This window comes from Methanobrevibacter smithii ATCC 35061, assembly GCF_000016525.1.
GTDB classification, from domain to species: Archaea; Methanobacteriota; Methanobacteria; order Methanobacteriales; family Methanobacteriaceae; genus Methanocatella; species Methanocatella smithii.
This window is the reverse complement of record NC_009515.1, coordinates 430,183-444,147: the sequence shown is the minus strand read 5'-3', so window position 1 is coordinate 444,147 and position 13,965 is coordinate 430,183. Positions and strand designations below refer to the sequence as shown.

The following is a 13,965-nucleotide window of genomic DNA, read 5'->3' as shown; positions in this document are numbered from 1 at the left end:
CCTTGTTTTAGGCCTTATTTTGCTTAAAAATTTGTTACATCATAAACTATTTATATTAACAAGTAAATAAATTTAAAATAAGTTAAAGTTATTAATTTACTTTAAGTATAACACGAATTAGATTACATATTGTGGTGTATCAAATGGTGGAAGTTTCAAGTTTAAAAGAATTAGATATTTATACAGTAACAGGACACTATGTCGGAAGAGTGGCTGATGTAATTCTTAATATTAGATTAGGTACAATTTCTAAATTGCAAGTAAGGGCTATTGAACCTGAAAAAAAACAAGTAGGTTTCAGAGACCTTATGAAAAGAAGTTTTCAGGTTGCTCCAGAAGAAGAACATGATGTAAGATCTTTTAAAAATGATTTATTAACTATTGATTTTGATAAAGTTCAAGCTATTGGCGATATAATGTTGATTAATCCAAGAGATATGAAAAAAGTAAGACATGAACCACCAGTGTCTGAAGCCATTTCTCCTAATCAACAATCTCAAATTCCAAAACAAAGTGAGCCTAAAGCACAAACAGAATTTGAAAAATTCTAAGGTTAATTTTTCATCTTTTTTTATTTATTTTTTTTATTTATTCTTGTATTTTTAATTAAATTATTTTTTTTGTTGTGATTTTATGAAAGTGGGAATTATAGGCTGTGGTGCTATTGCTAATATTATAGCTAGTACTATTGTTCCGGAAGATAATAATATAGATATTGAATATTTTTATGATAATGATGTTGAAAGAGCAGAAAACTTGGCATCTTTTGCTAATGGTGTAGCTGTTTTAGATTTAAATGACATGTTGGACAAAGTGGATTTGGTTTTGGAATGTGCTTCTCCGGATTCTGTTAAAGAACATGCTCCAAATGTATTGTCTCATGGTATAGATATGATTATTATGAGTATTGGTGCGTTTATGGATAAGGAATTCTACAGTAAAGTAAATGATATTTGTAAAAAGAAAGGTACAAGAATACACCTTCCTTCAGGAGCAGTTGTAGGACTGGACGGTATTAAAGCTGTAGCTGATTTTAATTTGGAAGAAGTTAACCTGGTTACTCGTAAATCTCCTAAATCTTTAGGTAAAGATATTGATGAAGAGGAAGTTTTATTTGAAGGTAAGGCATCAGAAGCAGTAAAAGAGTTTCCACTTAATATTAACGTAGCTGCAACTATAAGTTTGGCCTGTAATCAGGACATTAATGTAAAAATTATTGTAGATCCGAATGTAGACAGAAATGTCCATGAAATTACTGCAAAAGGAGATTTTGGAGAGTTTAAAACAACTACTAAAAATTTCCCATGCAGTGCAAATCCGAAAACCAGTATGCTGGCTGCACTTTCCGCAATTAAATTGCTTAAAAGTTTCAATGAATCCATTACTGTAGGATTGTAGGCAATGAAGGAATATGAAGTTTACGGGGATTTGAAAGTTCCTGTAAACTCAAGAATTATCTTAAGACTGGATGGGAGAAGTTTCCATTCATTAGCTAAAAATTTAAACCTTGAAAAACCCTATGATGAAGATTTTGCAGGATTGATGGTTAAAGTGTCTAAAGATTTATTCAATGAGTTTGCTCCAGTATTTATTTACACATTTTCAGATGAAATAAGCATTCTTTTGGATAATATTCCATTTAATGGCAGAATTGAAAAAATAAATTCAGTAGTAGCCAGTTTTGCAGCCAGTTCATTTACATACAATTTAAATAAGGAAATTGCCAAGCCGGTTGCATTTGACAGCAGAATTATTCCGATAAATGATAAGGATATTCCTAAATATTTTAAATGGAGACAGGACGAGGCCTGGAGAAACTGCATAAATGCTTATGGAATTCATATTTTAAAATCAAAATATAGTGATAAAACAGCTAATGAAAAAATAAAAGGATTGAAGTCTTCAGATATCCATGAACTCTTATTTAATGAAGGGATAAATTTAAACAATGTTGATAATTGGAAAAAACGGGGAATAGCTATTTATAAACAAAATAAAGAAATCGTAGGTTACAATAAAAAGGAAAATAAAAATCAGGTATCTTACCGTAGCTTTTTATTTGAGGATTTTGAAATTCCAATTTTCAGCGAAAACTTTTTTAAGGATATAAATATAATTTAATTGTGATATTATGGGTTTTATTTCAAAATTATTTAATACAGATAGTGATGAATTCAAGGAAGTTAGAGTTGATAGGGAAGTCCTTGAATCTGTAATTTATTATGCTAAAAAAGCGTATCCTAATGAATTTTTAGCTTTTTTTGACGGTAAAATCAAAGATAAAATACTTTATATTACTAGTCTGATTTTTTTACCTGGTGAAACCTGTGATGTTGGAGCTGTTGTCCATACTGAGATGCTGCCGCCTACTTTAAAATACTGGGGATCAGTTCATTCCCATCCGGGACCAAGTGCACATCCTTCCGGTGCAGATTTAAAAACATTTTCTAAAAATGGTTTATTTCACATGATTGTCTGTTTGCCCTATAGCTTGGAAACATTTATGGCATATGACAAGTATGGAGAACCTATGGATTATACTGTAGGGGAATATGCTGATGAAATTGACGGAGACATTAGCGAATTTTTTGATGAAGACGATGTTTTAAAAGATGGTGAAGAGTTAAAACCGGGATTTTTTGATGATGAAGATGATTTTGACTTGGAAGACGAAGATATAGATCAGGATTACAGGGAATACGAGATGAAAACTCAAAACAGTAATCCTACAATAATTTCCAATATAGAATTGCCTCCTCTTTGTGATGGAGATAATATTCAAATTGAATTAGATGAAAACGGAAATATTAAACGTATTTATAAGCTTCCAAAAGATGAATAATTCTCTAATTTTTTATTTATTTTTAAAATCTTAATTCTGTAGTTAATGTTGAATTTTAAGTGTATTTTTCATTAAAAAACAAATAATGGTAGTTTATAATCTTTTTTCCTTTAACTATTATTATGGGGGGCTTGAATTTTCATTATCTGGAATTATTTTCATTTCATCGCATGGATGCTGGAGATATTTAGAAATAATCTTTAATTTTTATTTTATATAGCTCTTGATTTTTGTGAAAAATTTGAGAGTTACTTATTTTTTCTTTTAGGGTGCTGATTTTTGTATTTTCTATTAAAAAAAGTTAAGAGAATTAGGAATTCTCTTTAAGGGTTGATTTTTATTGTGTTACCTGTTTGGAAGTTATTCCAATAAGAAGTTATAATGTATTCTCCACTCATTAGTCTGATTCCTAAGCTTGCTATACCATCTTTATTGGTAACTTTGTGATAGAATACACCATTTACATTAAATGATATATTTTGGTTAGCCAATGGTTTTCCTTGACCGTCTAAAGTTAAAGCGGTGAAGTTGCTACCGTCTAAGTGTTTCATGTTTAAATCTTTAGTTACTAAAGTTGGTATGACCTTGACTTTGTTTCCAATGTCTAATCCATCATACATTGTTGTAATAGTATAGTTTTCGGGTCTCAAAGCAATTCCTAAGCTTGCAACACCATTTGAATCAGTTGTTTTAGTATAGAATACACCGTTGATATTGAATGTTATATTTTTACCCACTGCTAAAGATCCATCTTTGTTGTAGATAGTTGCTTGGAATTTGGAAGCATTTGAGTAGTATTTGGTTAAATCGTTTTGCACAATTAATGACCTTATAGTTATGTTAAATCCTTTTTCTTCACCAGTTACTGGGTTGTAAGCAGTTAAAATGTAAGTTCCAGGTCTTAACATAATACCCATATCAGCTACACCATCTTTATCAGTTTTTTTGGTGTAGAAAACACCATGAATGTTAAATTTAACTTCGGTGTTAGTTAGTGCTTTTCCAGTACTGTCAATGAATTTAGCATAGAATCTTGTATCGTTTTGATACATTTTAACAATGTTTTGACCAGTAATTGATGATTTAATAGTTACAGTGCTGTTTACACTAGATGGTTTATACATTTTGTTTCCAGCATAAGAAATAACTGCATTGTATATTCCATGTTCTAAGTTAAGAGCTATTGAAGCAATACCTTTTAAGTCTGTAGTTTTATTGTATGTTGCACCATTAATTGTAAATGAAAGTGCAGTATTAATTAGGGGGTTGCCTTTAGCATCCAGTAAAGTTGCATATAAGCGTGACCCATCCTTGTAAATCATTACAACATTATTAACTATTATATTCACACTAGTAACATTTCTAGAATCTAAAATACCACTATAAACATATGCATTACTGGCATTATTGTAAGATGCACTAATGATTTCAGAAATATTTCTGAAAGGTACCTTGTAAGTATAATTATAAGTTCCATTATCATTGCTTGTTGCTACAGTTGATATAGTGCTTCTACCTATAATGAAGTTTAATGTTCCGCCAGCAACACTAGCTCCATCAAAACTAGTAGTAATAGTGGCAAATAATGTTATTTCATTGTTATATCTGCAATTGACAGTTTTGTTTTCTAAAACAGTAATTGTTACGGGTGTGAGAATAGTGCCTATATTGTAAATATATGTTTTACCGTTATTAATTCCAGAATACGTATTGTTATTTAAGTTAATAGTACCTATACTAATTTGAGAATAAACATCATTATAAATAGCAACACCTTTACTTGCATTATTATCTTTAAATTTAGAATTACTTACAGTAATAGAACCAAAATTATGAATTGCACCTCCATTGTTTGCAGTGTTGTTAATAAAATTACAGTTCACTATTGTAGAATTAGAACAAGAACTATGAATTGCACCTCCATTGTTTGCAATATTGTTAATAAAATTACAGTTCATCATTGTAGAATCAGAACCCGCATTATAAATTGCACCAGCATGATTTGCAGTGTTGTTAATAAAATTGCAGCTACTTATAGTGGAATTAGAACAAGAACTATGAATTGCACCAGCTCCATTGTTTGCAATGTTGTTAATAAAATTGCAGTTCACTATTGTAGAATTAGAACAAGAACTATGAATTGCACCTCCATTGTTTGCAGTGTTGTTAATAAAACTACAATTACTTACAGTCAAACCAGAACCAGAATTATAAATTGCACCAGCTCCATTGTTTGCGGTGTTGTTAATAAAACTACAATTACTTACAGTCAAACCAGATTCAGTATTATAAATTGCACCAGCTCCATTGTTTGCGGTGTTGTTAATAAAACTACAATTATTTACAGTCAAACCAGAACCAGAATTATAAATTGCACTTCCCCAATCATTTGTTGCGGTGTTGTTAATAAAACTACAATTATTTACAGTCAAACCAGAACCAGAATTATAAATTGCACAACCTCCATTGTATGCAGTGTTGTTAATAAAACTACAATTACGTACGATTAAACTAGAATCATAACCTCCATTATAAATTCGGCTGTTAACAAAATTACAATTACGTACGATTAAACTAGAATCAGAACTTTCAATTGAACCATTAATAAAATTACAATTATTTACAGTCAAACTAGAATCAGAATTACTAATTTTGCTGTTAACAAGATTACAATTACTTATACTTAAACTAGAATCAGAACCAGCATTATAAATTGCATAATCCAAACTATTAATAAAATTACAATTATTTACAGTTAAACTAGAATCAGAACCATAATTATAAAATGCACAATTAACAAGATTACAATTACTTATAGTAATAGATAAACTAACACTGAATCTGTTACCTATTTTGAAAATCATTTTTAAGTTATTTGCATCAATAGTAAATCCATTTCCATCAATATTAATGTTTTTAAAGATGGAAATTCCATTTTTAAAACTATTTTCTTCATTTGCAGTCATTTTATAATTGGAATCAAGTGTTAAAGTATCACTAGCTAATTCTATTTCCTCTTTCAATTGAGTGAATGATTTGCTAACCAGTTTTTCATTATGTATTATATTATTTTGAGTAGTAGGTTCGTTTGAAGAAATTAAATCATTATTAAAAAAAGCAGTATCATCACTAGATTCCACGTCACCTAGTGTGTTTTCATTAGAAAAATTTACATCCTCTTTGTATGTTTCAAGTATATTTTCACTTTGTGAATTATCATACTCTAAAGATGTGTTTTCATCATATGTGGAAGTAGTTGTTTTTGTACTTAAATCATCATGTGTTAATATAACACTTTCTTGTGTGTCAGTAGCATTTGATGATACATCTTCAGCACTAGCTACACTAATTGATAGTAGTGCAATTATTAATATTATAAAAATAAGAAACTTATCTTTAAACATCTTTTTCAATATCTCCTTTAGAGTTGAATTTTAATAGTATATTTATATTAAGAAATATACATTATTTTTATTTCTTTTTTATACTATTTAAACACATATTACTCATCTTTGAAAAGTATTATTTCGAAGTTATAAAAGCATCATGAAAATAAGGTGGTGTTTTTCTAAATTTATTTACAAAATTAAATAAACATTCAGTTATGATTGTTTTAATATTAAATAATAATTCTTGCTAGTTTTTTTTTGTTTTTTGATGATGTTGGTAGAAGTTATTTTTTCATTTTCAAGTTATGTCTATGTGAATTTGCCATTATTTTACTAAATATAGTTAGTTGCCAAACTTTTGTTATAAATGTTTCGAGCCATTTGTCATGAACTTTTGTTTTATAAATCGATTTTTTGTAGGTTTTTATTGTTAATTCTTGTAAAAATTCTCTTGATTCTAGGTAATGATGTTTAATTTCTCGTTTCATTTGTCTCCATATTTGTTCTATTGGATTTAGATGTGGAGAGTACGGTGGAAGGTATATTAATGTAATATTGGGAGGTAGTGCTATTTTTTTGATGAATGCAGACTTATGAATGCTGTAATTATCTAAGATTAAACATATTCTTTGTTCGTTTTGCATTTTTGTTATCAGGTCTTCTTTTTCTAATAGATTTAAGGTTATTTTTCTTTTTATTTCTCTTCTTTTTTTTACATTATTGTGTGATTCTCGATTGCAGTGTTTTCCAATGATTCTGGCAATTGTTGAGGTTGTATCGTCTTTATATTTTTCAATTGTTTTTATTATTTTTTCTGTGAAAAACTTTGTTATTTTCATTGTTTTCCATTAAAATTTCATCTATTTCTTCATCAGTTAATTTAACTTCTTCAATTATTTTATTTAATAATTTTACGGCATTTTTATTTTTTGTATTAATACATCTTAATTTTAGGAGTGCTATTGCTATTTCTGGTGCTGTTGAAGAATTTGTGATTGTGGTGGTTGATTTTCCATTTATTGATAATGATCCTGTGGCATTGATTTTGAATTTGTAAAGGATTTACAGTTTGAGTGTGTTTTGTTCCTCTTTTATATAATGATTTTTGAGTATATGGTTCATTTTGAAAGGATGCTTCATCAAACAAGACTATAATATCGTTAGATGATATATTATGTTCTTCTAAGTTTTTTTTAATTGTTCTTCTGCATCTTCAGGTGATTTTGAAAATTTAGGATATGCTTTGCTGTAATTGTATCCTAATTTTCTCACAATTTTTCCTATTTGCTTTAAACTATAATCTACATTGAATTTTTCATTAACAAGAAGATGTACATCTTTCATTGACATATTTGGTGTTTTTTCAATGATTTTATCTAATTCAATCAATTGATCATAAGTTAATTTTGATGGCCTTCCACCACCAAATGATGGTTTTAAACCTTCTAATCCTTCAGATTCACAAGTTTTTATCCATCTATGAACTGTTTGATAAGATTTTCCCAATATATTTGCCGCATCTGCAATTGTATTTCCTTCACTAACTATTTTAACTGCAATTAACCGCTGATAGTATCTATGATATGCCACATAAGTACTTATTTCTTCATCCAAAGCAGTTTTTGTCATTTTGTTAAAAACATTAATTTTAGATTTTCCTGACATATTTTATAATCTATCACACATCTATAATAAAAGTTTGGTTAGTAACTATAATCATTCTAAAATTCTAACTGGTTACTTATATTGGAATATTATTAGGTAAAGCTATACAATAAGAAGTTAAAATGAATGCAATTCCAAAATCATATATAATTAAACTGCTGTGAAAAGTGGGGTAAGCATTTAGATTTCAGTAATGATAAATATTTTTCTTATTGTGAGTTTTCTAATTTTAATTATAGTTCTCCTAAAAGAGTTTCTTAAAATATTCCTGATGAGCTTGAGAAGTTGATGAGATTTTCCAGGAAGGATTTAACTCATATGATAGTTAAGAATTGATTTTATAGTTTAAATGATGAAGTTTATTTTATAAATTGAAAATTTTTAGATATCTTTATTTTTTCATTGTGGTGTTTTTTAAGTGATAATTTAAAGAATAAAAAAATAAAAAACAATATGGTGAAATAATTGTTTTTTATTATAATTCTAATCCAATAGCGTCATAGACATTGTCTAAGTCTTGGATTCCTTTTATTACTTCTTTTGGAATTTCTTTATCAAGAGTTAAGATCATAATAGCTCTTCCGCCTTTTTCATCTCTTCCCACTTGCATAATTCCGATGTTTATTCCGTATTCACCTAATGCGGTGCCAATTTTACCGATGCTTCCAGGCACATCTTCATATTTAGCTATGAACATATGGCCTTCAGGTTTTACATCTACCCAGTAGTCATTTACTTTTAAGATTTTAGGGTCGTGTAAGGTAGTTCCTTCTGCAGAGAATTCATCATCTTCACTTTTTGCAGTTACTTTAATTAAGGAATCATATCCTTTTGAATTTTCAGTTTTGCCTTCAGTTACAATGATTCCTCTGTTTTTAGCTACAATGGAAGCATTTACTGCAGTAACTGGTGAGCTTAAAAATGGATTTACTGCTCCCTGAAGTACAGTTCTGGTTAACATTTCAAGATTGTCGATTTTGGATAATTCTCCGGAGTAAATAACTTCAATTTCTTTAATTTTTCCGTTTACTGCTTGTGAGATGAAACTACCTAATTTTTCACATAATTCTAAGTAAGGAGTTACTTCCTGATAGGTGTTTCTGTCGATACGTGGGAGGTTTAATACATTTTGAGGTGTTCCTCCGTTGATTAAATCGATAATTTCATCAGCTACAATGATTGCAGCATCTCTTTGTGCTTCTTTAGTTGAAGCTGCAATATGTGGAGTTAATACAATATTGTCAAGTTCGAATAATTTGCAGTCTTTAGCTGGAGGTTCTTCTTCATATACATCTAAAGCCGCTCCTCCAATTTTATCATTGGACAATGCTTCATATAATGCATCTTCATCTATGATTCCACCACGTGCACAGTTTGCAATAAATGCTGTGTCTTTCATTATTTCGAACTCTTTTGTAGAGATTAAATGTTTTGTTTCTGGAGTAAGAGGTACGTGAATTGTAATGAAATCAGCTTTTTTAAGGACAGTTTCCAAATCAGTTAATTCCACTCCCATTTGAGCAGCTACTTCTTCAGGCAAGTATGGGTCGTATGCTACAGCATCCATTTCAAATGCTTTACATCTGTTTACAACCTGTGAACCGATTCTACCCATTCCGATTACACCGAGGGTTTTGTTTCTGAGTTCAACACCCATGAATTTTTTCTTTTCCCATTTACCTTCTTTTACAGATTTGTCTGCAATTGCTGATTTACGAGCAAGACTGAGTAATAATCCCATAGTGTGTTCTGCTACAGTAATGGAGGTTGATTCTGGAGAGTTAACTACCATAATACCTTTTTCGGTAGCAGCATTTAAATCAATATTGTCTACTCCAACACCTGCTCTTGCGATTATTTTAAGATTGTCTGCTTTGTCAATAACTTCTTTAGTAAGTTTTGTTCTACTTCTTACGATAATACCTTCATATTCATGAATTGTATTTGCTAATTCTTCAGGAGTGATTGTAGTGTCTACAACGACTTCTGCAGCCTCCTTTAAATTTTCAATACCTTTTTCATTAATTGCATCTGCAATAAGTACTTTCATTATTTCACCATTTTTATTTGTTTTTATTTATTAGAAAAATTTATTAAATTTATAAATTAATAAAATAAATACTGATTAAAATTTTATATTTCTTAATATTTAAAATTTTAATTATTTTGCATATATTTATGAGGTTTTTATTATGGTATCTGTAAATGAATTTCCAATAGCAACTGCAAATGAAATACCAGGTTTTAAAATTATTGAAACAAAAGGTTTTGTCTATGGTTTGACTGTTAGAAGTAGAGGTGTAGGAGGTCAGGTATCTGCCGGTTTACGCTCTTTAGTTGGTGGTGAAATTAAAGAATATGTTTCCATGATGGAAGATTCAAGAGATGAAGCATTGGAAAGATTAATTGAACATGCCAAACAATTAGGTGGAAATGCTATTGTTGCAGTACGTTTTGATTCTAATGATATTTCTAATGTTATGCAGGAGATTCTTGCTTATGGAACTGCTGTTGTAGTTGAAAAAGAAGAATAATCTGGTTGTGATTTCATTTTTCAAGATGATTTTGAATTTAAAAACAAATCAGTTCCCAGAATGATTTTAGGTAATGCTCCTTTTATAGCTGAACCTTATTTTGGCCATAGATCTAGATTGTATGATTTGGATTTGCATAGAAATCCTGATGCAATAGCTGATATTATCATTGAGTCTTATAATCATGGAGTTAGGTCTATTAACTTAGTTAATGATGATGCATTAATTAAAGGATTTGATATGGCTTTAGATGAGGGCTGTGACATGAAGGTTGTAGCTACTGTCGGAAAGTCTGATGTTGATTATATGAATCCCAATTATGATGTAGCTAAAGAGGTGGATTGGGAAGATGATATTGAATTATTTGATAATTATGATTGTCCTTTAATGCTTGTTGACGAGTTTATTGTTGACGGTTATGACTGGAATCTGACTTCAAATATTTTGTCTCAGATTAATGATACATCTGCTGCCTCCGGATTAATAACTGCTTTTCCAAATAAAACTACTGATTTGCTTATGGATAATCCTGTTTTGGATTTGTTTGATTATTATATGATTCCTATAAATAAACTGGCTTATATGATGGATATTCCTTCATTTTTACCAAAAGAAAGACAGGAATTCAAAGTTAAAATTGAAAAATTGGATAAAAAAATAATAGCGACTCGTATTTTGGCAGCAGGGATTTTAAAGCCTGCTGAAGCATTTGATTTTTTAAATACTTTGGATTATGTTGATTTGGTGACTTTTGGTGTAGCTAGTAAAAAAGAAGTTGTGGAAGATGTTACAATATTGAAAAATATTTAATCTTCCTTAAAATCTACTATTTCATAGTTGTCAAATGGGACTAGATTTTTTTGTTTGATTTCAAGGTTTAAACTTTCCAAACCTTGCTCTAATTCTTTAATGTTTTTATTTGAAGGTTTTTTGCCAGTAATTTGCAGGTATTGTCTTGGATTAATTTCACAAAATTCACATTCAAAGTTGCAGCATCTGTCTTTTTCTTCGCAGCCGTAGCCTTCAAGTTCTTCTTTTGTTCCGATTACAATATCTTCAAGAATCTTTGAGACTCTTGAATCTGCTGCAAACATAGCTATTTTTTGAGAATATCCGCAAATTCCAATAGCTTTTTGCCCTCTAAAGTTACAAATCCATTTAATAGGATAATCTTTTATTCCTTCAATTTTTAAGTTTTCTACCATATTATCACATGTTGTCTTTTCTTTCTCTAATAATTTTCAATAATTCAGAAGGATTTTCAAATTCTTTCAATTCCCAGGATTTAATCACAGGAATGGTTCCAAGCGAATCTTTTATTTTGTCATTATTTATTATAAAAACAGGTTCCGAAGATGTAATCATTGACAAATCTTTTAATGGGATAGCCATTCTTTTTAAAGTTTTTTCACTTCTGTTTTTCTCAACATTAGTTAATAATGATGATTTGTCTTTTGAGCTTTTCATTTTTGCTACAGCATCAAAAGGACTTTTATTTGTAGATAAAATACCGTAACCAAGTTTGGATAAATCATCTGCTCCTTCAACATTACTGTATTCAATATCTTCGCTTATGGTCGGTTTTAATAAATCAATATCCAATGTTACTTTTGTATTTAGTATTTCTTCGAGAATCATAGCTGTTTCTGTATTGGCTCTGACAATTTCATTTTCATATTTGTACATTGTTGCTCTTGATACATGAGCCAAATCAGCCAAATCTTTCAATGATAATGAATATTCTTCTCTGTATTGCTTTATAACATTACCGTCAACTTTAACAAAGTATCCTCCTCTGTCTGCAAGGATTTCAGGATATTCCTTGTAAAGTATCATATTTTTTAAGGTTTCAAAACTTATAGCAGGAATATCATATCTTTCATAGATTACTCCTTCTTCCAGAATGCCGTTTCTTGATTTTTCACCAATTATAATCGGGGAAGCAAGGAATATATTAGCTAATTGTTTCATTTCATGAGCATTGGCTTCATTAATACTGTCTATATTTAAAAAAGTTTTTAAAAGTAAAATTAATAAGTTTTTACGTGCTACAAGGTCAAATGATCCTTGATCGTAAATGTTAGATGTTTTATAACCTTCAGAGGTTAATAAATTATCTATTTCTTGTAACATTTTACTTCGATTTAACATAATTTAATCCCTCTATGTAAATATATGTTTATATTATAGTTTTTTATAATATTAATAATAGGTGATTTTAATTAAATATTTGCATATTGGGATTGATGATACTGACTCTCCAGACGGTATGTGTACTACTTATTTGGCCTGCCATATTATTGATAAATTAAAGGAAGTAGGTATTGAAATTGTTGGTTGTCCTCGTTTAATTAGATTAAATCCATTTGCAAGATTCAAAACACGGGGAAACGGCGGTGTTGCTTTTAAAATATTAAATGATGATAAATCTGATTTAGCTAAGAAAATAGTTTTGGATGAAGTGGAAAAATTAGCTATGTTTGACTGTGATAATACAAATCCTGGTGTTGTATTTTATGGTGGTGAAATAACTGATGAAATGGTTGAATATTCATTTAAGGCTATTTATTCATTTATCACAATTAAGGAAGCTGAAGAATTTGGAAATTCTATCGGCTGTGAACTTCATAAGTTTAAGAAAGGAAGGGGAATTATTGGATCTATTGCAGCTATTGGGCTGCCTTTGGAGGATTTCACTTATGAACTGTTGGCGTATAGGGTGCCTGAAAATTATGGTACTAAAAGACACATTGATTATGATTCCGTTTATTTGATGGATAGGGAAACTTATCCTGAAACTTTTGAAAATGTTGATTATAGTGAAGATTATATAGCTATAGAACCTAAAACTCCATGTCCTGTTTTGTATGGTATCAGATCAAACACTGTTGAGGCTCTTGAGAGAGCTAAAAAAATAGTTCTGGTTGAAGAACCTGTGGAAAATTATTGCATTTTCAAGACTAATCAACACACTGATATGCACATTCAAAAAACGGATGATATAGCTAGTATGAAACAGTTTGGATGCTATGAAGTTGTGGGAACTGTAAAAAACAAACCAACAATTATTGATGGTGGCCATATGTTTTTTTACATTTTTGATGATTCTGGTGAGATTGAATGCGGAGCATATGAACCAACAAAAAATTTTAGAAAACTTGTATCTGATTTAAGACCGGGGGATATTGTTAAACTCTTCGGGGGAATTGGAGAACAAAATACATTTAATATTGAAAAGTTTCAAGTTGTTAAATTAAATGATGTTGAATATAAAAACCCTATTTGTGAATGTGGAAAAAGAATGACTTCTGCTGGAAAAAATAAGGGATTTAAATGTAAAAAATGCGGAAATAAAATTAATGATAATAAAAAAGTTCCTATTAAAATTTTCAGAAAATTAAAAAATGGTCAGTTTTATGAAACACCAGTTTCTGCTAGGCGTCATTTGTCAAAACCTATTTGTAGGATGGATTTATAGAAATTAACCACCATATATTTTTATTTTTTATTTTTATCAGCTCTGATTCTTTATTTA

At 29.5% G+C, this 13,965-nt stretch carries 13 protein-coding genes and 2 pseudogenes; 8 read left to right on the top strand and 7 right to left on the bottom strand.

The annotated features are described in order from the left end of the window. The first annotated feature begins 143 nt into the window (after positions 1–143). The 4 genes from MSM_RS02300 (at position 144) to MSM_RS02285 (ending at position 2,842) form a co-directional block, all read left to right on the top strand. Positions 144–551: a PRC-barrel domain-containing protein gene (locus MSM_RS02300; protein WP_011953906.1), complete on the top strand. Its 408-nt coding sequence runs from the start codon at positions 144–146 to the stop codon at positions 549–551. 82 nt (positions 552–633) lie between these two features. Beyond that, positions 634–1,398, top strand: coding sequence for an aspartate dehydrogenase (locus tag MSM_RS02295; protein WP_011953905.1), 765 nt, complete (start codon positions 634–636; stop codon positions 1,396–1,398). A 3-nt stretch (positions 1,399–1,401) separates the two neighbouring features. Beyond that, a complete protein-coding gene (locus MSM_RS02290) occupies positions 1,402–2,121 on the top strand; it encodes a tRNA(His) guanylyltransferase Thg1 family protein (RefSeq protein WP_011953904.1) in 720 nt (239 codons plus the stop codon). Between the two features lie 10 nt (positions 2,122–2,131). Then, complete coding sequence (locus MSM_RS02285) at positions 2,132–2,842, top strand: Mov34/MPN/PAD-1 family protein (protein ID WP_011953903.1); 711 nt, start codon at positions 2,132–2,134, stop codon at positions 2,840–2,842. A gap of 323 nt (positions 2,843–3,165) precedes the next feature. On the opposite strand, the pseudogene MSM_RS09460 reads toward MSM_RS02285, so the two are convergent. The 3 genes and pseudogenes from MSM_RS09460 to MSM_RS02275 all read right to left on the bottom strand — a co-directional run. Next, a pseudogene (locus tag MSM_RS09460) lies at positions 3,166–4,170 on the bottom strand (right-handed parallel beta-helix repeat-containing protein); the annotation flags it as partial. Positions 4,171–4,656: 486 nt separating this feature from the next. Next, positions 4,657–5,706, bottom strand: a pseudogene (locus MSM_RS09455) (right-handed parallel beta-helix repeat-containing protein); the annotation flags it as partial. A gap of 809 nt (positions 5,707–6,515) precedes the next feature. After that, on the bottom strand, positions 6,516–7,070 hold the full coding sequence (locus tag MSM_RS02275) for a transposase (RefSeq protein WP_011953901.1): 555 nt from the start codon (positions 7,068–7,070) through the stop codon (positions 6,516–6,518). Here MSM_RS02275 and MSM_RS02270 point away from each other — a divergent pair. Continuing rightward, complete coding sequence (locus MSM_RS02270; protein ID WP_011953900.1) at positions 7,070–7,288, top strand: hypothetical protein; 219 nt, start codon at positions 7,070–7,072, stop codon at positions 7,286–7,288. The two genes, MSM_RS02275 and MSM_RS02270, sit on opposite strands and share 1 nt — an antisense overlap. A gap of 125 nt (positions 7,289–7,413) precedes the next feature. On the opposite strand, the gene MSM_RS02265 is transcribed toward MSM_RS02270, so the two are convergent. Both MSM_RS02265 and serA read right to left on the bottom strand, forming a co-directional pair. Next, on the bottom strand, positions 7,414–7,896 hold the full coding sequence (locus MSM_RS02265; protein ID WP_011953899.1) for a helix-turn-helix domain-containing protein: 483 nt from the start codon (positions 7,894–7,896) through the stop codon (positions 7,414–7,416). Positions 7,897–8,371: 475 nt separating this feature from the next. Continuing rightward, positions 8,372–9,946 (bottom strand): phosphoglycerate dehydrogenase, encoded by a 1,575-nt coding sequence (serA, locus tag MSM_RS02260; RefSeq protein ID WP_011953898.1) that lies wholly within the window; start codon positions 9,944–9,946, stop codon positions 8,372–8,374. 142 nt (positions 9,947–10,088) lie between these two features. On the opposite strand from serA, the gene MSM_RS02255 reads away from it, so the two are divergent. Next, positions 10,089–10,430 carry a heavy metal-binding domain-containing protein gene (locus tag MSM_RS02255; protein WP_004032207.1) on the top strand — a complete coding sequence of 114 codons (342 nt, stop codon included), beginning with the start codon at positions 10,089–10,091 and terminating at the stop codon, positions 10,428–10,430. 60 nt (positions 10,431–10,490) lie between these two features. Then, positions 10,491–11,240, top strand: a complete 750-nt coding sequence (locus MSM_RS02250; protein ID WP_011953897.1) for a hypothetical protein — start codon at positions 10,491–10,493, stop codon at positions 11,238–11,240. Here the strand turns inward: MSM_RS02250 and MSM_RS02245 are convergent. Next, positions 11,237–11,635, bottom strand: a complete 399-nt coding sequence (locus tag MSM_RS02245) for a hypothetical protein (protein WP_004032205.1) — start codon at positions 11,633–11,635, stop codon at positions 11,237–11,239. The genes MSM_RS02250 and MSM_RS02245 overlap by 4 nt on opposite strands. A 4-nt stretch (positions 11,636–11,639) precedes the next feature. Beyond that, positions 11,640–12,581, bottom strand: a complete 942-nt coding sequence (locus MSM_RS02240; protein WP_011953896.1) for a transcriptional regulator — start codon at positions 12,579–12,581, stop codon at positions 11,640–11,642. A 61-nt stretch (positions 12,582–12,642) separates the two neighbouring features. Here MSM_RS02240 and MSM_RS02235 point away from each other — a divergent pair, with 61 nt between their 5' ends. Continuing rightward, entirely contained in the window at positions 12,643–13,908 is a 1,266-nt protein-coding gene (locus MSM_RS02235) for a tRNA(Ile)(2)-agmatinylcytidine synthase (RefSeq protein WP_011953895.1), read from the top strand. Positions 13,909–13,965: the final 57 nt, after the last annotated feature.